The sequence below is a fragment of the Halomonas cibimaris genome, from assembly GCF_039537045.1.
In the GTDB taxonomy this organism is placed as follows: Bacteria; Pseudomonadota; Gammaproteobacteria; order Pseudomonadales; family Halomonadaceae; genus Vreelandella; species Vreelandella cibimaris.
The window spans coordinates 18819-42215 of the sequence record NZ_BAAAZT010000015.1 but is presented as its reverse complement, the minus strand read 5'-3'; the positions used below and the strand labels follow the sequence as shown (position 1 = coordinate 42215).

Here is a 23397-nt window from a genome sequence, read left to right as displayed (position 1 = left end):
CGGGCTTCCGTAAAGCGAGCGTGTTGCGCGCCAATCGCCTGTTTCAAAAAGCACAGGGCACAGAGCATGGCGCCGGCGTCCGAATACTATATCAGACCAACAGAATATATCAGACCAACAGAATATATCAGACCAACAGAATATATCAGACCGGCAGAATACATCAGGCCGGTGAAACACGGCGGCAAGATTTGGGGGGGCGGCTTGAAATAGCGCTTGAAAGGGCAGACGTTGGGGGTAGCCCGGCGCGCCGCCGATGCATCGTTTGCGTCGCCGCTACGCGCTCGACCATCCACAAGGGAGGACGACATGGCAAAGACACATCAAACCATCAACCCGGCCACCGGCGAGCCCATCGCCACCTATGAAATGCTCAGCGACGAACAGGCGCTGCAAGCGGTTCGTGACTCACACCAGGCCTTCCTTGAATGGCGCAAAACCAGCCTTGAAGAGCGCGGCCACATCCTGCGCGAAATCGCCCGGCGGCTGCGGGCCAACAAGGAGGAGTACGTCGCTCTGATGACCCGGGAAATGGGCAAGCCGATTGCCCAGGGCGGCGGCGAGATCGAACTGTGCGCGGCCATCTGCGAATACAGCGCCGATAACGCAGGGAAAGAGCTGGCGGATGAAGAGCGCGAGCTGCAAGGCGGCCGAGCCCTGGTCAGCTACCAGCCCACGGGCGTGATTTTGGGCATTCAGCCCTGGAACTTCCCGTTTTATCAGGTCATACGCTACAGCATCGCCAACATCATGGCGGGCAACACCGTGCTGCTCAAGCACGCCCCCAACGTCTGGGGCTCGGCGGTGGCGATTGAAAAGCTCTTTTGCGCGGCTGGCCTACCGGACAACGTGTTTCGCAACCTGCTGATCGACGCGGATCAGGTCAACCCGCTCATCGAGCACGAATACGTGCGCGGCGTCACGCTGACCGGCAGCCCGCGCGCCGGCAGCGCCGTGGCCGCCAAGGCCGGCGAGTGCCTGAAAAAATCCGTGCTGGAGCTGGGCAGCAACGACGCCTTTTTGGTGCTGGACGACGCCGACATCGACCAGGCAGCGGAAATCTGCGCACAGGGGCGCATCTACAACAACGGCCAGACCTGCGTGGCGGCCAAGCGCTTTATCGTGGTGGATTCGGTCTATCAGCAGTTCCGTGACAAGTTCGTCGAGAAGATGCGCCAGATCGAATACGGCGACCCCACCGACGCAAATACCCAGCTCGGCCCGATTGCCCGGGAAGACCTGCGCGACACCCTGCACGACCTGGTCAAGCGCTCCGTGGACGCCGGGGCGACCTGCGTATTTGGCGGCGAGATTCCCGACGGCCCGGGTTATTTCTACCCCAGCACCGTGCTGGAAGACGTGAAACCCGGCATGCCCGCCTATGACGAAGAGCTGTTCGGTCCGGTGGCCTCCCTGATTCGCGTGAAAGACGAAGCCGAGGCCATCCGCGTGGCCAACGATTCCCGCTACGGCCTGGGCGGCGGCATTTTCTCCAGAGACGAAAAGCGCGCCGTCGACATCGCGCGCAACCTGTTCGATACCGGCATGGTCAACGTCAACGGCTACAACATCGCCCAGCCGCAGCTGCCCTTCGGCGGTGTTAAAGACAGCGGCTACGGCCGTGAGCACGGCGGTTTCGGCATGAAAGAGTTCGTCAACGTCAAATCCGTGATGATTGCGGACCAATAAGCGACGCTTTTCGACAAATTAACGTCGCTTTTTGCACTTTTGTTATAACCTGGACAGGGGACACTGGCATCAACGTTTTGCCAAGAGGTCCCCATGAACCGCAATGTCATCCTCACCTGCGCCGTTACCGGCGCCGGCGACACCACCGGTAAGAATCCCAACGTACCGGTAACGCCCCAACAGATCGCCGACAGCTGCATCGAGGCCGCTCGCGCCGGTGCCAGCGTGGCGCACATCCACGTCCGCGACCCGGAAACCGGCGGTATCAGCCACTCCACCGACCACTTCCGCGAGGTGATGGAGCGGGTCCGCGAGGCGGATACCGACATTGTCATGAACATCACCGCCGGCGGCGGCGGCGACTGGACCCCGGATCCCAACGACCCCACCCGCGGCGGCCCCGGCACCGACATCCAGACCCCGGCCCAGCGCCACGAGCCGGTGGGCGAGCTGCTGCCGGAACTCTGCACCCTGGACTGCGGCAGCCTCAACTTTGCCGACATGGTCTACATCAACACCGCCGACTGGCTGCGCGAGCATGCCCGCCTGGTGCAGGCTGCCGGCGTCAAGAGCAGGATTCGAACCTGCGACCCTCGGCTTCGGAGGCCGGTCTTTCCCAATTTTACTGAGCTCTATTTTGTTCCGAGGTAGTTTCTGAAAACCTGAAAACATCCATTTATCAACTGCTTATAATAAATTTTTGTAAAAACTACCTTTTTTAAGAACCGTATGCAGCACCGATTAACGCCACCCTTCGCCATACGGCTGGACACAGCGTGGCACATAATGTGATTTGGGCGTGTCCGATTTCCGGACACTTTTGACCCTTGGCCAAGCTGTTTTTTGAGGGAAGCGATATCGTCGCACCAAAAAAAATGGTGACGTGATTCCAGCGGTAGCCATTCGTTGCGCTTCGGCCTGTCGCCCGGCAGATTGATATCTGTTTTTGAATGGCCAGCTCGCAGTCTGCGGGCTAGCTTTCGTACACAGTCGAGGTGCTTAATCGGAACGTCACAAGAAGCCACCAGCTATGCCGGCGGGTGAAAATAGACGAAGCATGGACAGTCTGCAAGCCCAGCTTGATAGCTATCGGCCGCTGCTGCCACCGTGCGCAAGTAACTGGCCATAGGTATATGGCCGGCTGACAGGGTGATAATCAGCACGTCGCTGATGCGGCCGTTAAACCGCTCTACCATACCGTTCGTCTGCGGACTCCCCGGTGTATTGGTCTAATGAAACCGGACACTCACTTGGGTGGTAAGCTTGCCACCCTGAACGAGGTGTCTCATGACCAGAAAACGACGTTCCTTTTCCACGGAATTCAAGCAGGAAGCTGCTATCCTGGTGCTGGATCAAGGCTATTCGATAGCGGCAGCCAACCGCTCTCTGGATGTTGGCGAAAATACGTTGCGGCGATGAGCGCGGTGGTATTACACCGGCCTCCAGAACATTGACCCCGGAACAACAGCGTATTCAGGAGTAGGAAGCCCGCTGCCAGCGGCTGGAGCAGGAGAAAAACATACTAAAAAAAGCTACCGCTCTCTTGATGTAGGACGGAATGAATCGTACGCGCTAATAGACCAGTTGAGTGAGCAAATGCCGGTTTCCATGGTCTGTGATGCGTTCAATGTCAGTCGCTCAAGCTACTACGACTACCGCCAGCGGCGGCAAAACATCGATGCCAATCGACTGTCCCTGAGAGCGATGGTTCGTCGCGTGTTTACCCAGAGTCGAGACTCAGCCGGTAGCCACACGATCAAGGTGTTACTCAATCAGGTCGGCATCTCCAACGGACGCTTCAAAGTGCGTCGTCTGATGCGTGAGCTTGGCCTTGCCTCCAGACAGCCAGGGCCATATGCCTATTGGACGGCAACGGTGGAAAAGCCGGATTTTCCCAACTTGCTGGCTCGGGAGTTTACAGTTAGTCGCCCCGACCGTGCCTGGTGTGGCGATATCACTTACATCTGGACAGGGCAGCAATGGAGCTATCTGGCGGTGGTCATGGATCTGTATGCACGACGTGTGGTGGGCTGGTCATCAAGGCGTTGGATCATGCCTGGACATCGCGCGGCAAACCGGACGGTGTCATGTTCCACCCGGATCAGGGTAGCCAGTATGCCAGCCGGTCGTTCCTTCAGCGGCTATGGCATTATCGCATGCAGCAAAGCATGAGCCGTCGTGGCAACTGCTGAGATCCACCGGTGTCTCAAGCGCTACATTGTTCGTGAGCTCTATCCGCCCATCATCAAGGATTTACAGGCTGCCGGTGCCGTGCTTTGACATAGGAGCATCAACGCCCCGATGGAGCTCCTGTTCCGCAGTCTGAAAACGGAATGGATACCTGCGCTGGGTTATACGGCGCTGCACACGACTCGTCAGGATATTGGTGACTATCTGATGGGCTATTACAACCGACAGCGTCCTCATGCCTTCAACGGTGAGATATCGCCCGTGGTAACTGAGGAAAAACTTAACGTACTGTCCGGAATTAATTGACCACTACAGCAAGACGCTGGAAGTTTATGCGGGCGTGCTCAAGAAATCGGTCGCAGGCACAAGTACTCTTCAGTAGCGTTACATGACTGTGTGGCCGAGCTGGGCGACATCAGCCGCTTTGACTCACCGCGACAGCTGATGGCCTACCTGGGCTTGGTGCCCAGTGAGCANGCAGCCTCAGGCCGCACAAGCATAACGGTGGGCTGCCGCCGAATGTGGCAGAAAAGAACTACTGGAATGCTCAAAACTCAGTGGCCAAAAACACTTGACCACTACAATCAGGAGTCAGTAGCACTATGTTGGGGCATCGGACTGGCTAGCCTTCAAGGCGGCGTAGAGGGCCGTCTTGCTGACCTTGATCCGTGCAGCGGCCTCGCGGACATTCAGCCCATTGGCCAGGTGCTCCATTGCCCGCTTCAATTTGTCGTCGGTGACGACGGGTTTGCGGCCTCCTTTACGGCCACGAGCGGCGGCAGCGACCAGTCCCGCCTTGGTGCGATCCCGAATCAGGTCGCGCTCGAACTGCCCCAGGGCGCCGAACACGTGGAAGATCAACCGCCCACCGGGCGTGGTGGTATCGATGGCTTCGGTCAACGACCGGAACCCGACACCACGCATCTCCAAGGTGCTGACCACCTCGATCAGATGCGGCAGCGAGCGCCCCAGTCGATCCAGTCGCCACACGACCAGCACATCCCCGTCGCGTAGGAACTCCAGGGCAGCCGTCAGGCCGGGGCGTTCCGCCTTGGCCCCAGAGACGGTGTCATCGAAGATTCGCTCGCACCCCGCCTTGTGAAGCGCATCGGTCTGCAAGGCGGAGTCCCCCCCAGTGTCAGGATGAGTGTCGTGCCCTCTGGTACCCTGTTCTTATAAACCGATCAGGGGGCAAAAGGAGACGCTCATGCCTCGCTACTCCGAGGAACGCCGACAAGCCGTGGTGGCCAAGCTGCTGCCACCCCACAACCTGACCCCGCACGAGGTGGCGGAACAGGAAGGCATCTCAGTGGCTACCGTCTACAAGTGGCGCAAGGAGGCCCGTGCCGAAGGCCGTTGCCTGCCGGATGCCCTGGGCAAGGGCGCTGACGGCTGGTCCTCTCGAGACAAGTTCACTGCCGTGGTCGAGTCTGCTGCGATGAATGCCGAGGAGATCGCCGAATACGGCCGGCGTCGTGGCCTGTACCCCGAGCAGTTGGAGCGGTGGCGCCATGACTGTGAGCAGGCAGCCAGCCTGTCGCATACCGAACGCCAGCGTGAGGCCGATGAAGCCAGGCAACAGCGCAAGCGCATCAAGCAGCTGGAGAAGGAGTTGGCCCGCAAGAACGAGGCTCTGGCCGAAACCGCTGCGCTGCTGGCCCTGAGAAAAAAGGCGAGGGCGATCTGGGGGGGCGAGGACGAATGATCAGCGGCCCGGATCGCCAACATGCTGTCGAGCTGATCGACGAAGCCCGCGCCAACGGCGCTCGTCTCGAGCCTGCCTGTCGTGCGCTGGGGCTCACCGCCCGTACGTATCAACGTTGGACGCGTGACGGTGGCCTCCAGGAGGATCAGCGCCCTTTTGCCGAACGGCCGGTGCCCGCCAATGCCCTGACGGCCGTTGAGGAGCAGGAGATCCTCGACGTGTGCCACCGGCCGGCATTCGCCAGCCTGCCACCCGACCAGATCGTCGTGCGGCTGCTGGACGAAGAAAGCCGCTACATCGCCTCGGTATCGACGTTCTACCGGGTATTGCGACGGCATCACGAGGTCGTCCCCCGCGGGCGTGCCAGAGCGCCGAGGCACCACGCCAGGCCCACGACCTACCTTGCAACCGGCCCTAATCAGACCTGGTCCTGGGATTGCACCTGGCTCGGTGGGCCGATCAAGGGTGAGCATTATTACCTGGTGATGATCCTCGATATCTTCAGCCGCAAGATCGTTGGCTGGGAGGTCTTCCTGGCCGAGTCAGAGCTCAACTCGCGCACCGTCATCGAGCGGGCCGTGCTGGCCGAGAAGGTGGTCAACCAGCCGCTGGTGCTACATGCCGACAACGGCAGCCCGTTCAAGGGCGCCACACTGCTGGAGAAGCTGCACGACCTCAACATCACGCCGTCCTACAGCCGGCCACGGGTCAGTAACGACAACCCCTACTCCGAGGCGGCGTTCCGTACCTGCAAGTACCGGCCGGATTACCCGGTGGACGGCTTTGCCAGCGTCGCTGAGGCACGGCAATGGGTGCATGGCTTCGTCCACTGGTACAACCATGAGCACCGCCACAGCGGCATCCGCTTCGTGACACCGGCCGAGCGCCATGCTCGTCAGGACAAGGCCATCCTGACGCGGCGTCACGCGCTGAACCTGGCGGCCCGGCAGGCCAACCCGTCGCGCTGGAGCGGAAAGACTCGCAACTGGACACCCATTGAAACCGTCTCGCTCAATCCGGAGCGGGAACCCCAGGTCACGCTGGCTGAACCAGAAAAACAGGCGGCGTGACAATGATCAGACACGACAACTTGCTTGACATCTACCGGTCCTGCTCCGCCGTCGAGACCCGCGCATAGCCGATCAGTGCCATGGACCGCCTTTTTGTCCGTTTATCCGTCCGCCTATCATATTGTCCGAAAACCCATCAAACAAGGTTATTCTCGGACAATGTCCGGCTTGGCCGTCTAATGATCGTTTTCTGGACACCCTTCGTTGCATGTAACGGAAGGGAGCGCTACCCTGTTACATGAAACGGACGGAGGATTCGCCATGGTAGCAACCGACAACGTGAACAACCGGGTGAAGAGGCACCGTGCCGCCTTGCGCGCGGCCGGCCTGCGCCCGATCCAAATCTGGGTACCGGATACTCGCCAACCCGGCTTCGCCGAAGAGGCCCGCCGCCAGTGCGCTGCCGTCGCGGCCGCCGACGCCGGGGATCAGGATCTTCAGGACTTCATGGATGCCGCTCTCCTGGACCTGGACGACGACGAGTGTGACGCATGAGGCGTGGCGACCTGGTGACCATCGCCATTTCGGGTGACTTCGGGAAGCCGCGTCCCGCCCTCATTATCCAGTCGGATCAGTTTGCCGGAACCGGCAGTGTGACGGTGCTGTTGCTCTCCAGTACCCGGGTCGATGCCCCACTGATCCGCCTCGATGTGGCACCCACCCCCGAGAATGGTCTGCAGCGACGCTCCCAGATCATGGTGGACAAGCCCATGACGGTGAAGCGAGAGAGGGTGGGAGAGGCCTTCGGCCACCTCGATGACAGCACCATGGTCGCCGTCAACAGAGCGCTGGCTGTCTTCCTGGGCTTCGCGTGAGCGTGGACCACCATCGCTGCCCCATGCCTTCCTGAGACCTACCCAACGCTCAGCCTGATTGTCTTCTCCAATCGGGATGATCAGCTTGGTCCGAAATTTGGGGACCGCTTCACTGGACCCGATATCTACATTAGCCAGGCCAGCAGCAGCGGCAGGTAGAGCAGCGAAAGCAGGGTCGAGCAGAACACCAGACTGGCGACATACTCCGGTCCACGCCGTGCCTTCTGGGCAAACAGGTAGTTGAACACCGCCACCGGCATGCTCATCTGCAGCACCACGATGCTGTGGGCCAGCGGTGGCAGACCCAGCAGCGTACCGATGCCCCAGGCCAGCGCCGCGGCGACCGGGATGCGCAGCAGGCTGAAGCCGATGCCGGAACGCAGGCTCTTCACCTGAATGTTGGCCAGCGAGACGCCCAGGGTGATCAGCATCAGGGGTACGGTAAAGCCCGAGATCAGCTCGACGCTGTTAGAAAGCCAGCGGGGCAGAGCGGTGCCAGTCAGCAGCAGGGTCAGCGACAGCAGGATGGCGTAGACGGTCGGCGTGCGCGCCAGGGTACGCAGTGGGTTGTCGCTACTACTGGCCATCACCGAACCCAGGGTGAACTGGAACAGCGAGACGGTGACCATTACCGTGATGCCGTAAGCGAAGCCGGCGCTGCCGAAGGCATAGAGCACGACCGGCAGGCCCATGTTGCCGGTGTTGGGATACATGGTCGGGGCCAGCAGCACCCGCCAGTCTTGGCGAAGCAGGCGTGCCAGGGGCCAGGTCATCGCCGCCATGGTGCAGATCACCAGCGCCGTGGCCAGCATGGTGCGGCCGAAGTTGCCGGCCTCAATCTCGGCACCGGAGAGTGAGGCGATCACCAGTGCCGGCGTGCCGATATTGAAGACTAGCCGAGTAACGAACTCTACCGGGTAGGGTTGGCCGAGGCGAACCCAGAAAAAGCCTAGGCCCGCCCCGGCCAGTACCGGGGCCATCACGGCGAAGAGTTCGGCAAGCATGCAGGCGCCTCAGAGTAGTGAAGGGTCCGCCATTGTCTGGAATCGGCACAGAGTTTGGCAAGGCGGTGTTTATAGGGGGGATGCCACGTCGTTAGCACTGCCCGGCGCATCAAGCCAGGCGTCCAGGTGGTGGGGCGTTGGCCATCGAGATAGAGCAGGATGTTCGCCAGCGGCCGAGTTGATCAGCGTTACTGCTCAAAAATTTGGTGTGGTGATAAAGCATCCTTCATAAACCAAACGGGCCAAAGGTCAAAAGTGTCCGACATCCGGACACCCCAAAATCACGGTGTGTGCCAGCTTGTGCCAGGCCGGAAGGCGAAGGGCGGCGTTAATTGGTGCAAAAAGCCGCCGCCGGAAAAGATAAACCCATAAAATTTATGGCGTATTATGCTGATATATATAAGTTTTTGCGTTTCTAGGGTTTATGGAAGCCGGCGGCGCAGGTTAGAAGATGGTGCCGCCGAACCGGCCTCCGAAGCCGAGGGTCGCAGGTTCGAATCCTGCTTGGGCGCACCAGATTTTTCAAGGTCTTACGTTAACGCGTAGGGCCTTTTTTTATGCGTGTGTCAAATCTGTGTCATTTCTGCGCCACGTTTGCTGACACATCGCTTTTCGCTCCATGTTCATCTAATGACCTTTGGCTGCGTTATGGTACGGGGATTGGCACAAGAATCTCGGCGATAGCGAGTCAGGAAGCTGGCATTCACGCCATGGTTTTCGATACACCTGCGACTGCTTGTTGGTCAGCTACACTCCCTCCACCTCAATACCATGACGAGCGAGCCAGCTCTTGCGCTGCTCGTAGTCCGGCATTGCGTGTTCGAGGCGGCGCCAGAAGGCTTGGGTGTGGTGAGGCTCGTGCAGGTGAACCAACTCGTGTACGACCACGTACTCGGCAATATGGCGGGGCAGTAATATGGTCTTCCAATGGAAATAGATCCGGTTGCCCTTGCCGCAGGAGCCCCAGCGGTAGCCAAGATCCTGAACTGCCACGCCGGTGGGCGCGGCATTCATCCGCTGAGCATGCTGCTTGACCCTGGCGCCAAGCCAGTCTCGGGCGCGTGCGCTGTACCAGTGGATGAAATGCTCGCGGGCATTGGTTAGACAATCCTCGCGCAGATAGAAGCGCCCAGCGACTAACTTAAGTGGGGCATCTTGTGAATTGTTGGGCACTCGCTTGAGCCGATAGCTGCGCCCCAGGTAGAGAAAACCCTCACCGTTGACGTACTCCTTGTGGGGCAGTTGGCGACGGCGTTCGGCCTTTTGCGCCAGCTTTTGGTAGATCCATAGCCGTTTTTCGAGCACAAAGTCGCGAAGATGCTGCGCATCAGTGCCGGTGGGCGCTGCGATTATCAGTTCGCTGTCGCGGTCCACGGTAATCTCTAGCGTTTTGCGGCGAGAGCTCTCGCGCACGTCAAAGGTCAAATCGTCCACGACCAGCTGCGTCATGTGTTCACCAGCCTGTTATGGTTGCTGCGGGCCAAGTCAAAAAGCCGTTCGGCGGTGGCTTCGGCTTGATCCATGGGCACTAGGCTGCCCATCATCAGCTGGCTGAACAGCTCCTGCTTGAGGCGCTCCTGATCTGGGATGTGAGATGGCTTCCAGAAATCGGGGATGGCAATCTCCTGCTGGATCGTGGCCACCATGTCCTCAGTAGTACTGAGCAACTTTTGTGCCGTGGCAGCTTCTATCGTCTTCATATCCAGACTGGCGCTGGCCAACAGCTCGCGCCAGAAGGGCTCCGCGTGAGCGGGCATTTCGGGGACTGTCTCGCCATCTAACGTGGCACCATCCCGTAATTGATCGATCAGTGCCTTGAGTGCCGCCACCTGTTTGTCCCACTGGCCATCGAGCTCATCCAGCAGCTGCTCCAGGCGCTCGCTCAGCTGGCCATACTTCACCGGGTCCTCGTCCAAGTGCTTGCGTACGTGGGAGCGCACGGCGTGCTCCATCTCCGAGGCCTTGGCGCGACCGCCCACTTGGCGGCCGATATGCTCGTCGAACTCGGCGTCGGTGAGCTGTACCGGCGGGATGCGTGGGTTGATGCCAAGTGAGATAACGTAATCGTCGATCAGCTTGCGTACCTTGTTGCCGATGTCGCGACCGGGCTCCTGAGTGTCCTTGTAACGGTTGCGCGCCAGCGCGTGGATATAGGCGAGCCGTTTGGCGTCATTGACGAACTCCAGCCCCTCAGGGCGCGGCAGCACATCATCCAGGCTGCGGTTGAACTCCTTGAGCTTGACCAGGAATTCGGCCCGCAGTCGTTCGTCGGCGAGCACCTGCACCGCCTCCTCGGCGTCATCCAGGCTGTCCACGCCCTGGGCGCGAAATACATCGACTACCCGAAGGTGACGGTCACGCAGTAACGGAATCTCGTCCTTGAGGCTCTGCAGGGCGCCCTCGATGTCCTCCTCGCTGTAGGCGGCCAGCGCCTCCTTGAGGTGGTTGGCCACACCGAAGTAGTCCACCACGATGCCGTGGGTCTTGCCATGGCCGGTGCGGTTGACCCGAGCAATGGCCTGCAACAGCTCGGCCTCGCGCAGTGATCGGTCCAGGTACATCACCCCCTCGATAGGCGCGTCGAAGCCGGTGAGCAGCATACTCTTGACGATCAGGAAAGCTAGCGGGTCGTGCTTGGTGGGATCCTTCGGGGACGTGCCACCCAACGGCGGCAGCGGCTTTTTGAAGCGCTTGACGTGGTTCTCGACGGCGGCGCGGTCGCTCCACTTCGCCCAGCTGGGATCGTCGTTGTTGCCGCTGCTGAATACCACCGCAAACTCAAGCTCGCCGAGCACCTGACGATAGCGCCAGGCCTGGATCGCTGCCTTGACCCGCAGGGGCCGATTCAAAAGCTGTGTATCGTCCAGCGCCTTGTCTTCGGGAGAAAGTGCCACCGCCTCCTCCAGCAGATCGACCTTGGCTTGCTCAAGGGCTTCGAAGAAGCGCAGCGCCGCACGGCGGCTGTAGGCTACCAGCTGAGCCTTGTAGCCGTTGGGGAGGATGTGGGTAACGTAGTGACGCAGAATGTCATGGGCTTTCTCCTGAATCAGCTGCGGCGCCTCGAAGATCTGCCCCTTGGTGGCGTACTTCTTCTTGATCGCTTCCAGCTCCTCCTTGCTGTGATCACGGAACAGGTCTTCGAACAGGCCGTCGAGGCTGGCGCCGTCCTTGATCGCCCCCTTGGCAGTGCGCCCCTCATAGAGGATCGGTACCGTGGCACCGTCCTGCTCGGACTCCTTGATGGTATAGCGGTCGATGTACTCGCCGAAGATGTCGTGGGTGCGCTTTTTGTCACCCATGATGATGGGCGTGCCGGTGAAGCCGATGCGCGCAGCGTTGGGCATGGCGCGCATCATATTGGCGTGTAGATCGCCGGCCTGGGTACGGTGAGCCTCGTCCACCAGGATCAGGATGTCCTCGCTGGTATTGAGCACCTCGAAGGGCTCGCTGAGGGTCGGTTTCTTGGTGGGTTCGGCGGCATCACGGCGGCCGCTGTCTAGTCCACCAGCGGGTACGTCATTGCCCGCCTCAGCTTCCGCTTCGCTTTCGGTATCAGAGTCGTGATATTGCTGGTCTCTGTATTTCTGCACCGTACCGAACACCAGACCGGGACCATCGCGGCTCAGCAGCTTCTTGAGTTGGGTGGTATTGCCCGCCTTCTCGACGCTCTCGCCGGTGAGTGCGGCGGTGGCGGAGAGCTGGGCCTGCAGGTCCTTGCGGTCGGTGATGACCACTACCTTGAAACGGCGCAGCGTCGGATCGGTGCGCATCTTGCGCACCAGAAACACCATGGAGAGGCTCTTGCCACTGCCTTGGGTGTGCCAGACGATGCCGCCACGGCGATCGCTCTCACCATCCTCGCGGCGGGTCTTGCCGCTTTTCAGGCGCTCTATGGCTCGAGTGACGCCACGGAACTGCTGATAGCGGCACACCAGCTTGATCGCCTGGCCGCCAATATTCATGAACAGCGTGTAGTGGCGCACGATATCGAGCAGGCTGGTGCGGGTGAGCATGCCGGCGATCAAGCGCTGCTGGGCGGAGAGTTCGGCCACGCCCAGATCGATGGCAACCTCCGCTTCTCGCATCGGGGCCACCGTCTTCCAGCTCAGGTAGTGAGCGAAGCGAGCCCCAACGGTGCCAACGCGGGCCTCATCGAAGTTGCTGGCCACCAGGAACTGGCAGGTCGCGAACAATGCCGGAGCACCTTCGTGCTCCCCGACCTCGTTCTCTAGAAAGCGCTGGTCGTGGTAGCGACGTAGTTGATCCGCCGCCTCACTAAGCCCCTCCGGCACGGTGCGGCTTTTGCACTCCACCACCACCAGCGGAATGCCATTCACGAATAGCACCAAGTCCGGGATCACGTGGCCCTTGGCGGAGTCGTGGCCGGGTGGGCACTTCACCTTGAACTGGTTGACTACGGTAAAGACGTTATTGTCCGGCTCGTCCCAGTCGATATAACGCAACACTTGCCCGCGGCCGCCATCCCAGCCCTTGAGCCCCTCCACCGCCAAGCCATCATGGAGCAGCTCGGTGGCCTGTTTATTGGCCTCCAGCACCTTGCTGGCCGACAGCCGGGTGATGGCCGCTACTGCCTGATCCAGGCGCGTTTCATCGAGCCAGGGCTGGCCATCACGCTGGTTGATCGCCCGCAGCCGCTCGCGCAGCACTGGCTCCATCACCACTTGGGCAAAGCTCTCGCGGTGGGTCACGGCGGGATCATCCACCGAACCGGCCAGGTATTCCCACCCCTGGTGTACCAGCTGGTCGATAAAGGGCTTTTCGACATCCGTGTATTCGGGGGACGACATGGCGGCTCCGTCGTTTACATGAGCGTTATTATATAGTAGCGAAAGCAGTGCTCAGCGGGAACGGCTCGGTGATCTTGCCTGCCTTTTCGCCTCACAGGCGATAGCTCGCTTGACCTCTATCGCGGGGGCTACAGCATTATCGATGGCCTTGGGTGCAAGCTGCTATGCTTGTGTATAAAATAGACGCATCAGATCAGGAGATAGCCATGACGGTACCCAACAAGCAAAACGAACATCGCAAGGTTAGCCGTGAGGCCTTGTTGGCGGCGGTAGCCTCTTCAACCGCCGTTGAAACCGGACAGTCAAGCCAGGATATCCAGGCTCAATTACGCGCTGAGAAGTCTCGCTTTAAGTCCCTGCCGCTTGCCTGATCTGCTCCACCATCGGCTCGTAGTCGCCTGCTAAACCGGCATGAATCGCGCGAATATAATCCATCTTATTCGCCGTCCAATCGTCATAATTCAGCAGCCCCAGTCCCGCCTGGAACGCCATGGCATCTGCCAGCAGGCGAGCCAGGCGACCGTTTCCTTCCCGAAACGGGTGCACCAGAATCAGCTCGACATGCACCTGCGCAATGGCGCGTATCGCTTCCTTGCGTTGCATGCCATGGCAAGGCGTCAACGGCATCAGCCATTTCTTATCCAGCTCGCACAGCAGGTAGGGTAACTGAGCCGCCGCTGCGAATGGAAAGCCATCTTTTTCCATGTTGACCTGTCGCTCTTCTCCGGCCCAGTCGTAAAGGGTGCCAAGCCAGCGGCGATGCCACTGCTTCAGCAGTGCAACATCCAATGGCTTGTCTTCCTCCAGTGACGCGAACACTTCCTCGTAGAGCTTGAATAGAAGCACGGCCTCAGCTTCGTCCAGGCTATCCTGATCGGTGATGCCGAGTTTGTTAGCCATGACTCGGCCATCGGAACCGGGTTCGGCACTGCCTTGGGCCCCTGCGGTGCGATATCTATTCATTCAAGCTCTCCTGAAGACAGAGTTATCTGTGGCTTGCCATCATTTTTAATCGCAGACGGAAAACGCTGGCAAATGGCTTGAGCCGTATCCAGCTCCGGCTCAGGCCTCGGCATTACTGAACGAGAGCATCTTCAGCCATCTCGGCGCCTTCATCCGCCCCCGCCAGCGGCTGTTTGCCCATGGCTTTTGCGATGATTTCCAGCAGCAGGCGCTTACGCTGCTGGTAGAAGGCATCGAAGTCGTCAGCACGCAGGGCGTCGGTAGGAATACGGTGCCCCTCGAGGATGGTGTTCATCGCTGCGTCATCAAGCTGGACCTGCTCGTGGTTCTGCAGGCGGGCCAGATACTGCGACGGCGCATCGCCACCGATCATGCGGTTGGTGCTGGCAGAAATCGGCGTTTTGTTGATGATGGCGTTGTAAACCCGGTGGGAGATTCCCCGAGCTTCGCACCAGGCACGCGGGAAAATATGGTGAATATCGAGATTCACGTCCTGTTTATCCAATTCCTGAATATCGCCCTTCCAGAAAAAATCCTCGGCACCCTCACGCAGGACCAGCACGTTGATGCCCTTATAGGCGGCACTGTTGCGGCTACGCAGGGATTCCAAGCGGGTGGGGTCGAAGGAGGCGTCGGTCACGGTGCGCGGCAGGTCCGCACCGTCCTCGATCCAGTTCATTAGCTCCTCTAAATCAAGGGCAATGCGAGTATCAACGGAGCCGCCGTAGAGCTCGCCCAGCACGCCGCTCCAGAACCAGCGCGAGAGCTTGGCGTGGATAAGCGGTTCGCGCCAGCGGTTGCCGAGCAGTGTCACCACCGCCGCCAGTGGCACCAGCTGGGTGGCGTAGGGCAGTTCGCGTCGGTTATAGAAGCATTCGCCCTTGAGGAAGTAGGCTGCCTCGATAAAGCCTTTCTCCACGGCATCGGCCCAGCGCAGGTAAGCATCGAGCGGCAGGTCGAGCACCGAGGCACGCTTGGCACTGACCGGGCGCACCTGCTTGCCCGTCTTGCCGGCGGCCAGGTCGTCCTGCTTGCGTTCACGGGTATACAGCAGGGTGATGGCCTGCAGCAGATCGGTACTTTCAACGTCTTTCAGCAGTTCATGTTCTGCGAAACGGGCCTTGCGCGAAGGCACTTTGCGGATATCCGAGCCGTACCAGTCGTCGCGCAGGTTGTAGCCTTCGGCGGCGTAGCTGGCGGTGATCAGCTCAAACACCGAGAGCTGCACGCCGCCGGTATTGACCTTCTCGAACACCAGGCAGACGGCTTCCTTGGAGGTCTCCTTCTTTAGCTCAATTACCGGCAGCTGGTAGGACCGAAAAGCATTAATGACACCCTTGCGAAACTTCATATAGGTGCTGAAATTTTCGGGCGCAAATTCCTGCAGCGCCTCTTCATAGTCATCCGAGTTGATGATCTGATCGCAAGGAAAGTAAAGCTGTTCGCACTCCAGCTGACGGGTGGACAGATCCAGGTCCACGTCGCGGGCGAAGTTTTTGCGCGTCTGGCGGTTACTGTCTACCGCGATCACGGCATCTTCCAGGCGATCTTCGCCTTCCAGCGCCATTCGGATATCAAAGTAGTAATGCCGTTTTATGTCCTTGCCTTTGGCGGTGCGAGTATCCACCGGAGAGTCCAGGCCTACCGCCTGGGTTAAACTGGTCAGGCGCTGCTGGCCGTCGAGGATCAGATGATCCGGATCTGCGGTAACCGTGTTCGGGTCGATGCCCTCTACCGGGCGCGTTTGGAAGCGCACCTCGCCGCCGGTTTCCATTAACATCACCGCCCCCACAGGGAAGGAGCGCGCGATACTGACCAACAGACTCTTAACATGGTCGTTGTCCCACACCCAGCCGCGCTGAAAGTCCGGAAGCTGGATCTTGCCGGTGGTGATGTCCTTTAGAAGGTCGGGTAGCGAGCGCTTGGTGCTGTCGAAGGTGGTCATGGCAGCTCTCTTTGCGGGGTGATCCTGGTGGTGTGATATTGATGAAAAAGCCTCGGTCTATGCCGAGGTCTGGGCCTGATCGAGTAGCGGGGTGACACGGACGCGGCCGGTAAGGAGGTCGTCCATGAGAGCACCTTTCAACTGTTTATCCTTTTCTAAAATTTCTGTTTCAGAATTTATTTTGGTATCGACCTTCCTAAGCCTATCAATGATTTCTATCTGCTCTTTCTCAGGAGCTATTAATGTCAGTGTTTTAATAAAATCTTTTTGAGATAAGAAGTCTCGCGCTGACCCCTGGGACATTCTCATATGACGGGAAATAGCGTCAGGTAGTATTGAATAAAGATAGTCTCTTGACATTGGATGTTGCGGCTCTAACCTCCACATGTTCTGGTTTTGTAAGGCGGGACAAATTGAAGCCGGAACACGTCCAAGTTTCCCTGTGGTGGCACCGACCATGACTAACACTATTTCACCACCCAAAAGCTGTTGCTGCTTTTGCATCTCAAAGAAGGTCGAAGGTAAGAAGACCATTTCATCTCTATTTATACTGCTTTTTCCTATATCTGATACACGAAAACTAGGCGTCCCAGAAGAGCAGTAATCAGATGCCGAAAAAGCAAAACCCAAGTTAATAGTCAATATCCTTTCAAGGGGTAGGCACTCCCACTCCCTCGGAATCAGCCCCAGCGGCGATTCCTTGTAGAGCCCTGGCGCCTGCTCGGGGCTGGGGCGCAACTGGCCGTTTTCGTCGATACCGCGGGTCAGCAGGTCGTGGAGCAGGCCCTCCTTGACTTTCTCCAGTTTGGCGATCAGCGCTTCGGTTTTGTGGATCTGGGTGTCGATAGCTTCAAGCACGTCAGCTATTTTTGATTGCTGCTCAACTGGAGGCGCAAACAGCTTGAAGCCGCGCACGTCATTATCAGTGACAGCAGGATAGTTTGAACCGACAGCAGAATTAACCGATTGTCGCAGTATGCCATTGCCAAGCAAGGAGAAAAAAAGGTACCTGCCTTCAGCCGATTCGCAATGAGGACGGATAACAGTAAAGCCAGTGGATGCGACAAGGGGTTCAGTTTGTTTGTTTGGCATATAGCCATGAGATTGGAGGTTAGGCCTAACAGTGCCAAAGAGGGAGTCGCCTGGGTTACAGACGCGGCGAGCACGGCTTGGCGCTTTCTTAAAAGAGAACCTCTGTAATTTTCCCCAGTCAATGCTTCCATTACCAACAGAGCCAAGATCAATGTATAGGAATGCAAAATCCTGATCAGTGTTTGCGGAGAGTGTATCTGGATTGATATCTGCTAGTTTTTCAATTGTCTTCCACTCATACATATCCCAGCCCCTCCAGGTACTGCTGCAGTTCTTTGGCAGCGGCGTCGCGCTTGGTTTCGATGTCGGCGTGGGTGACACGGTACTTGTCCCACCAGGTCTCGAAGGCGGCGATGACGTGCTGGCGCTGCTGGCGGATATAACGCTCGAGGATGCTCTTGAGGTCGTTGAACAGAATAGTGCCCACTAGCTCAGCGGCGGCGTCCTCGTTCAGCGCATCGACGGCAGTATTGAGCTGTTGCTCGAAGCTAGCGATCTTGGCCTTGTGCTGTTTACGCACTTGAGTACGCTCCCTCTTCCACGCTTTGATGTCTTCCGGCATGGGAGCGTCGTCCTCGCTGGCTTCGTCTCCGTCGTCACTGCCTTCGGGGGCGGGCTTGGCCTCGGCGGCCTTGATGCGGGCGTCTAGCTCAGCGGTGTGGGCGGCGAGCGCTTCCAGTTTAGCCACGTAGTCTTCCAGCAGAAAATGCACCAGACGATGATTCAGCGGGTTAGCTTTGCTCTGGTCGTCGTCTAGCAGGCTTGCGATGGCGGTGCGCCAGGCGTCTACCACACCCAGACAACCGCGAGCCTGCAGGGTGCGAAACTCGTTCTTGTTGTCGAACCAGAAGCCCGCGATGATGCCGCGCACCGCGAAGCGGTCGAGCATAGCGGTGGGCTCCAGCGCCGCCGAGAAGCTGCCCAGCAGCACGTCGCGCAGTTGGGTGAGGCGGCCGCCATTGCCGGAAAGACCGGTGATACTGCCGCCATGTTCGTCCCACCAGCGCTCAAAGGCCGTCATCACCCTGCCCTCCTTGGCGATGAGCCCGGTATTCTCCTCAATGGCGGGCTTGAGGTCGCGCTTCTCGCTCAGGTCCTCGGCGAAGTCCACGTAGTCTGGCTCTTGCTGGCGTTCGCTGAAGAGCACCATGGGGTCAAGGCCCTGGGCGTCGAATAGCGCTCTCTTGGCCTCAATCTCAGCCACCGGCACGCCACCTTTCAGGTGGGCGCGCACGTCCTGGGGCTCCGGCGACGGGGTGTTGTCGGCGTAGCGGCGGATGTTGAGGTTGTAGTCGTTCTCGCGCAGCTCTTCGAGAGGCACGGCGCGGGCGAAGCCGGGAACCTCTGTAAAGGACTCGAAGGTGCTAGCGGTTTTCTCGATGTGCTCGGGCAGCAGGTGGTTCTGGGCGCGGCCTTCGTAGTATTCGCGATCGGCGTTGATAAATAGCACCTTACCTCTGCGCGCCTCGGGCTTGGCGTTCTTGGCGCGTAGAATAAGGATGCTGGCCGGAATGCCGGTGCCGTAGAAGAGGTTGGGGGCCAGGCCGATTACCGCTTCGACCAGATCGTCCTCCAGCATGCCCGCGCGGATGCGCTTTTCATCGCCGCCGCGGAACAGCACGCCGTGGGGCATGACGGTGGCCAGGCGGCCGTCCGACTTGAGGCAGGCGACCATGTGTTGCAGAAACATCAGGTCGGCTTTCTTGGCGCCCTCGGGCACGCTGCCGTAGTGGAAACGTTCGGGGAAGTTCTGGCTCGGCGTGTAGCCAATTGAGAAGGGTGGGTTGGTGAGGATCCGGTCAAAACGCACCAGTTCGCCGCCCTCGACGTGCTGTGGGTCGGTGAGAGTGTCGTCGTTGCGTAGATCCGCACTGCTCACCCCGTGCAGCAGCATGTTCATCTTGGCGATGGCCCACACCGAGCCCGACGCCTCCTGACCGAACAGGTTGAGTCGGCGGGGATCGCCGCCCTGTTCCTCCAAGTATTCTTTGGCGTGGATCAGCATGCCGCCGGACCCCATGCAGGGATCATATACGCTGTGATTTTCCTGCGGATCCATTAGCCGCACCATCATGCGGACCACCGGGCGCGGGGTATAGAACTCGCCGCCTTTCTTGCCCGCGGAATCGGCGAAGTCACGGATCAGATACTCATAGGCGGCACCCAGCAGGTCGGGGAACTCGAAGTCCTCGTTGCGCAGCCGGTACTCGCTGAAGTGGCTGATCAGGTCGCGGAGTTTCTTGTCTGGCAGCGTGGTCGAACCCACCTTGCGGGTGAAATCGATGTGCTCCAGCACCCCGGCAAGGCTGGGATTGTGTTCTTCCAGGCCGGCGAGCGCCTTGTTCAACACATTGCCGACGCCCTGATGGGCTTCATTGAGCAGATACGGCCAGCGCGCCTGCTTGGGCACGTAGAAAGTGGCCTTGTACCAGCTTGGCATCTCGATGACCTGGACGATATCGATCTCGCCCTTACCGGCCTGGGCGAGCTGCTCGCGCACTTCCTCCTGACGCTGTTCGAACACATCCGAGCAGCGCTTGAGAAACAGCATGCCGAAGATGTATTCCTTGAATTCCGAGGCGTCCATGCGCCCACGCAGGATATCGGCGGCCTTAAACAGGTGCCGTTCGAGTTGATGAAGGGTGAGAATCATGGAGGTCCTTGAGGAATATGCCTGGGGGAATGCTTGCAGCGCTACTCGGGCTGCTCGTTCATCGGAACGTACTCGATAATCTCTTCAACGCGGCAGTCAAAATAGGCGCATAGGCGGTCTACCTGCTCCGTACCGGTGTTGTATCCACGCTGGTTGGCAATTTTGGAAAGCGTCGTGCGGTGTATGCCGGTGGCCTTGGCTACCTCATCCAGCGTTACCCGGCGGTTTTCCTGAAACCCCTTCTCGGCCAGCATCTCTTTTAAGCGGAATCTAATCATAAGCTTACCTTGGTTGACTAGGCATAGCCTATCAAACTCATGGCGCAACCGCATCTTATGTAGCGATGAAGCAACAAAAGATGCTTGACACCTTCTTTCTGTCGCCTACTATGTAGCGTGAAGGCTACGTAAGGCCACTAAGGAGGACATACGATGTCTACTAGCTACTTAACCACCAGCGAGCTCGCCGAGCGGATCAAGTACGACATCCGCACCATTCGCGAGTGCCTGAAAGACGATGTGCTGATCGAAGGCATCCATTACATCCGCCCATTTGGCGGCCGCAAGATTCTGTACCTGTGGGAACCCATCGAGCGTGATATGCAGTTGCATTCCAAGGAAGAAAGCCTTGGCGTGCCAATGGCGGGTGGAGGTGCATGCCATGGGTATTGCCGTACGTAAAGAGACGGGAAAGCTGTTTTTCGATTTTAACTATCTGGGCAAGCGCTGCCGTGAGCAAACGGCGCTATCCGATACAGCAGCGAACCGCAAAAAGCTTGAGCGGATTCTAGAGAAAATCGAGGCGGAAATTACGCTTGGCTCGTTTGATTTCGGCCGCTATTTCCCTGATAGCCCGCGTGCCACAACGCTAAGCAAGCGCGCGTTGACCAGCGTAGGCGGCTATCACGCGACGCCGCTGTTGCGCGAATTCGCCGAGACGTGGTTTGCCGAGAAGGAGATTGAATGGCGTGATACGCAGATCGTGACGGTGCGGGGGTGCTTAGATCAGCACATTGTGCCGGCCCTGGGGAATAAAGAGGTCGGCAGCATCACCCGCGCAGAGATTCTTGAGTTCCGAGCCTCGCTCGCCAAAGTCCGGTCCCGGAACGGCAAGACGCTCTCTGCTAGCCGTATCAACCACATCATGACGCCTTTGCGCATGATGCTGAATGAAGCCGCCGACCGCTACGATTTTAGCTCATCGTTTCGCGGGATTAAATCGCTCAACGTGCCGCGCACCGACGTGGAGCCTTTCACGCTGGAAGAGGTGCAGCAAATTCTCCACCGGGTGCGTCCGGATTTTCGTGAGTATTACGCCGTGCGCTTTTTTACTGGCATGCGTACCGGCGAGATCGACGGCCTGACCTGGGAGCACGTGGACTTTTCTCGGCGTCAAATTCTGGTGCATCAGGCGCTGGTCGCGGGTGAATTCGTCCCCACCAAAACCGACGGGTCGTTTCGTTCCATCGATATGTCGCAGCCGGTGTTTGACGCTCTCAAAATGCAGTACGAGGTGACCGGCAAAACCGGACTGGTATTCACCACGCGTAAGGGCACGCCGCTCTCGCATCGCAACGTGACCAAGCGGGTGTGGTACCCGCTGTTGGAAGAGCTGGGGCTGCGCCCTCGCCGCCCATATCAGACTCGCCATACTGCCGCGACGCTGTGGCTGGCATCCGGTGAAAGCCCGGAATGGATCGCTCGGCAAATGGGCCATACCACCACCGAGATGCTCTTCCGCGTGTATTCGCGCTTTGTGCCCAACTTGACGCGTCAGGACGGCTCGGCCTTTGAACGCATGCTGGAACAAAAACAGGCGTAAGGAGACGATGATGTATACCCTGGATGCCATCAAAAAAGCCCGCGAAGATATCGAGATGTCGCTGCAGGCTTCGCAAAAAACGAAAATTCAGCGCCGTGTGGAGCGGCGCCTGGCTGAGTCCCTGGCGGCGGCTACCAGCATTGCCAGCGGCAGCGGGCTGGTGATGTGGCTGGGCAACGGTGATGAAAAAAGCAATTTGGATGCGCTGGTGACATGGACAAGCTTCACGCTCAAGCAGCTGGGTCTTGAAGCCAATCGGCAGGCCATTCCACACCTGCTGGCCGAGTTGGAACGTACTCTGTGGGCCTGGGAGGATCAGTCATGGCACTAACGAAAACTGCACAGACGCCGCAGGGCGGGCGCACTTTTGAAGGTGAGCTTTATATCGCCGGCGTGGAGGGCCCAGAGTGGCTGATGGAGCACCGAGTCTGGGCGCTGTATGTGATCGGCGCCAAGGGCGGCTGCCGCTTTTATCTTACCGATCGCCACGTTAATGCGCATGGCGTACCGCAAATGGGGCAGCGCATTCAGGCCACGGCTAAATGGGCCAAATTCATCAGCATCCGGCTGTGCTTTCTCACGGCGTATCACGTAGTGAGCGACCCGCTGCCACGCTAATGCTACTTTGACTACGTGTCGGGTCCCGTGTGATTGACAACTCGTTTGGTAAATAGCTCAGGTCGCTTGGCCTGCCACTCCTTCATCGCCGTGATCGGTGATTGATGATGCAGCGCCTTCTGAGAGATGTGGTGATTGTACAGCCAAGCGTAGCGTTTGAGCGTCTGCTCCAGGTCCTCGCCTGAGGTATAGCGCCGGGTCGCCAGCACGTCGCTGATGCGGCCGTTGAACCGCTCTACCATACCGTTTGTCTGCGGCCTTCCCGGCTTGATCAGGCGATGGTCGATACCATGGGTCTGGCACTGCTGGTCGAAGGGGTGGCGGCCGCTGGGCTTGCGCTCACCTGCCCGCGTAAAGCGATCGGTGAACGACTTGCCGTTATCAGTCAGCACCGTCTGGATCGTGAAGGGAGCCTTCTCCTCCACACGCTTCATGAACGCCTTGGCATCCTTGGCGGACTGGCTGCTCCTGACCTCCAGATAGACCCAGCGTGTGGCACGGTCGATGGCGACATACAGGTAGCGCTTCTGCTCCTCGTCGGGCATCTGGGGCAGGTGCTTGATGTCGATATGCACGTACCCGGGCTCGTAGTCCTTGAAGGGCTTGTGCCGGGGCTTGTCATCATCTCCGGCATCCTGACGGGCCAGTTCTGCCAGTGTCGGCACCTCGCGGCGCTTGAGCATGCGATGCAGGCCTGAGCGGGACAGTCGAGGGTTCAAGAACTCACGTGCCACGACAAGCAGGTCATCCAGACCGAGGCGCAGGAATTCGCGGGCGGCGATCAGCACCTCCTCCTGCTCGGACGTGAGCGTGGCCAGCAGGTTATGACGCGTATGGGGCCGATCATAAACATCCTCACGGTACCGCCAACGCCGGATGGTCGCGGTGGAGACGCCAAACTGGCGGGCCAGCTCGCTATCCGTGATGCTGGAGGGTGCCGCCTGGATCTCGGCACGAATCTTCGGTGTCGTCGTGGCCTGCTTATGCAGCTTGATGTCCATGAACCTGCTCCCGAATGAATTGC

Annotated in this window: 19 protein-coding genes, 1 tRNA gene and 3 pseudogenes; 12 read left to right on the top strand and 11 right to left on the bottom strand. The window is 59.1% G+C overall.

Annotated elements, in window-relative coordinates; all coding sequences use genetic code 11:
- Positions 1-309 precede the first annotated feature (309 nt).
- Both ABD654_RS01875 and ABD654_RS01870 read left to right on the top strand, forming a co-directional pair.
- Positions 310-1689: an NAD-dependent succinate-semialdehyde dehydrogenase gene (locus tag ABD654_RS01875; protein WP_344701708.1), complete on the top strand. Its 1380-nt coding sequence runs from the start codon at positions 310-312 to the stop codon at positions 1687-1689.
- Between the two features lie 93 nt (positions 1690-1782).
- Positions 1783-2280, top strand: a pseudogene (locus tag ABD654_RS01870) (beta-keto acid cleavage family enzyme); the annotation flags it as partial.
- Here the strand turns inward: ABD654_RS01870 and ABD654_RS01865 are convergent.
- Positions 2256-2331 (bottom strand) — tRNA-Ser (locus ABD654_RS01865). The pseudogene ABD654_RS01870 and the gene ABD654_RS01865 sit on opposite strands and share 25 nt — an antisense overlap.
- A 645-nt stretch (positions 2332-2976) precedes the next feature.
- Here ABD654_RS01865 and ABD654_RS01860 point away from each other — a divergent pair.
- Both ABD654_RS01860 and ABD654_RS01855 read left to right on the top strand, forming a co-directional pair.
- Positions 2977-4185 (top strand): annotated as a pseudogene (locus tag ABD654_RS01860) (IS3 family transposase).
- A 90-nt stretch (positions 4186-4275) separates the two neighbouring features.
- Positions 4276-4371, top strand: a pseudogene (locus tag ABD654_RS01855) (transposase); the annotation flags it as partial.
- 108 nt (positions 4372-4479) lie between these two features.
- Here the strand turns inward: ABD654_RS01855 and ABD654_RS01850 are convergent.
- A complete protein-coding gene (locus tag ABD654_RS01850) occupies positions 4480-4998 on the bottom strand; it encodes a recombinase family protein (RefSeq protein ID WP_344701706.1) in 519 nt (172 codons plus the stop codon).
- An 88-nt stretch (positions 4999-5086) separates the two neighbouring features.
- On the opposite strand from ABD654_RS01850, the gene ABD654_RS01845 reads away from it, so the two are divergent.
- The 3 genes from ABD654_RS01845 (at position 5087) to ABD654_RS01835 (ending at position 7469) form a co-directional block, all read left to right on the top strand.
- Positions 5087-6654, top strand: a protein-coding gene (locus tag ABD654_RS01845) for an IS3 family transposase (protein WP_344701704.1) whose coding sequence is annotated in 2 segments (ribosomal slippage) — positions 5087-5552 and positions 5552-6654 — 1569 coding nt in all. Because the reading frame shifts where the segments join, the coding sequence is not laid out codon by codon here.
- A gap of 261 nt (positions 6655-6915) precedes the next feature.
- A complete protein-coding gene (locus ABD654_RS01840; RefSeq protein WP_254276018.1) occupies positions 6916-7149 on the top strand; it encodes an antitoxin MazE family protein in 234 nt (77 codons plus the stop codon).
- Positions 7146-7469, top strand: coding sequence for a type II toxin-antitoxin system PemK/MazF family toxin (locus ABD654_RS01835; RefSeq protein ID WP_344701699.1), 324 nt, complete (start codon positions 7146-7148; stop codon positions 7467-7469). Before ABD654_RS01840 ends, ABD654_RS01835 begins: the two co-directional genes overlap by 4 nt.
- A 125-nt stretch (positions 7470-7594) precedes the next feature.
- On the opposite strand, the gene ABD654_RS01830 is transcribed toward ABD654_RS01835, so the two are convergent.
- From ABD654_RS01830 to ABD654_RS01820, 3 genes are all read right to left on the bottom strand, one after another.
- The gene (locus ABD654_RS01830; RefSeq protein WP_344701697.1) at positions 7595-8473 is read right to left on the bottom strand and encodes an AEC family transporter; all 879 of its coding nucleotides are present in this window, start codon (positions 8471-8473) and stop codon (positions 7595-7597) included.
- Positions 8474-9220: 747 nt separating this feature from the next.
- On the bottom strand, positions 9221-9922 hold the full coding sequence (locus ABD654_RS01825; protein WP_344701695.1) for a M48 family metallopeptidase: 702 nt from the start codon (positions 9920-9922) through the stop codon (positions 9221-9223).
- Positions 9919-13281 (bottom strand): type I restriction endonuclease subunit R, encoded by a 3363-nt coding sequence (locus tag ABD654_RS01820; RefSeq protein WP_344701693.1) that lies wholly within the window; start codon positions 13279-13281, stop codon positions 9919-9921. The genes ABD654_RS01825 and ABD654_RS01820 overlap by 4 nt, the downstream gene beginning before the upstream one ends.
- Positions 13282-13487: 206 nt before the next feature.
- Between ABD654_RS01820 and ABD654_RS01815 the strand changes: the two genes are divergently transcribed.
- On the top strand, positions 13488-13652 hold the full coding sequence (locus tag ABD654_RS01815; protein ID WP_344701691.1) for a hypothetical protein: 165 nt from the start codon (positions 13488-13490) through the stop codon (positions 13650-13652).
- Here the strand turns inward: ABD654_RS01815 and ABD654_RS01810 are convergent.
- The 5 genes from ABD654_RS01810 to ABD654_RS01790 form a co-directional block, all read right to left on the bottom strand.
- On the bottom strand, positions 13630-14244 hold the full coding sequence (locus ABD654_RS01810) for a Fic/DOC family protein (RefSeq protein WP_344701689.1): 615 nt from the start codon (positions 14242-14244) through the stop codon (positions 13630-13632). The two genes, ABD654_RS01815 and ABD654_RS01810, sit on opposite strands and share 23 nt — an antisense overlap.
- Positions 14245-14356: 112 nt before the next feature.
- Positions 14357-16189, bottom strand: a complete 1833-nt coding sequence (locus ABD654_RS01805; RefSeq protein WP_344701688.1) for a GmrSD restriction endonuclease domain-containing protein — start codon at positions 16187-16189, stop codon at positions 14357-14359.
- Positions 16190-16246: 57 nt separating this feature from the next.
- The gene (locus ABD654_RS01800; protein ID WP_344701686.1) at positions 16247-17524 is read right to left on the bottom strand and encodes a restriction endonuclease subunit S; all 1278 of its coding nucleotides are present in this window, start codon (positions 17522-17524) and stop codon (positions 16247-16249) included.
- On the bottom strand, positions 17517-19934 hold the full coding sequence (locus ABD654_RS01795; RefSeq protein WP_344701684.1) for a type I restriction-modification system subunit M: 2418 nt from the start codon (positions 19932-19934) through the stop codon (positions 17517-17519). Before ABD654_RS01795 ends, ABD654_RS01800 begins: the two co-directional genes overlap by 8 nt.
- Before the next feature lie 41 nt (positions 19935-19975).
- A complete protein-coding gene (locus ABD654_RS01790) occupies positions 19976-20212 on the bottom strand; it encodes a helix-turn-helix domain-containing protein (RefSeq protein WP_344701681.1) in 237 nt (78 codons plus the stop codon).
- Between the two features lie 153 nt (positions 20213-20365).
- On the opposite strand from ABD654_RS01790, the gene ABD654_RS01785 reads away from it, so the two are divergent.
- The 4 genes from ABD654_RS01785 to ABD654_RS01770 are packed head-to-tail and all read left to right on the top strand — an operon-like array spanning position 20366 to position 22373.
- Positions 20366-20614: a hypothetical protein gene (locus tag ABD654_RS01785; RefSeq protein WP_344701679.1), complete on the top strand. Its 249-nt coding sequence runs from the start codon at positions 20366-20368 to the stop codon at positions 20612-20614.
- Positions 20595-21755, top strand: a complete 1161-nt coding sequence (locus ABD654_RS01780) for an Arm DNA-binding domain-containing protein (protein WP_344701677.1) — start codon at positions 20595-20597, stop codon at positions 21753-21755. Before ABD654_RS01785 ends, ABD654_RS01780 begins: the two co-directional genes overlap by 20 nt.
- A gap of 10 nt (positions 21756-21765) precedes the next feature.
- A complete protein-coding gene (locus ABD654_RS01775) occupies positions 21766-22086 on the top strand; it encodes a hypothetical protein (protein ID WP_017429313.1) in 321 nt (106 codons plus the stop codon).
- Positions 22077-22373 (top strand): hypothetical protein, encoded by a 297-nt coding sequence (locus tag ABD654_RS01770; RefSeq protein WP_344701674.1) that lies wholly within the window; start codon positions 22077-22079, stop codon positions 22371-22373. The genes ABD654_RS01775 and ABD654_RS01770 overlap by 10 nt, the downstream gene beginning before the upstream one ends.
- 11 nt (positions 22374-22384) lie before the next feature.
- Here ABD654_RS01770 and ABD654_RS01765 read toward each other — a convergent pair whose 3' ends face one another.
- A complete protein-coding gene (locus ABD654_RS01765; RefSeq protein ID WP_344701672.1) occupies positions 22385-23374 on the bottom strand; it encodes an IS481 family transposase in 990 nt (329 codons plus the stop codon).
- Positions 23375-23397: the final 23 nt, after the last annotated feature.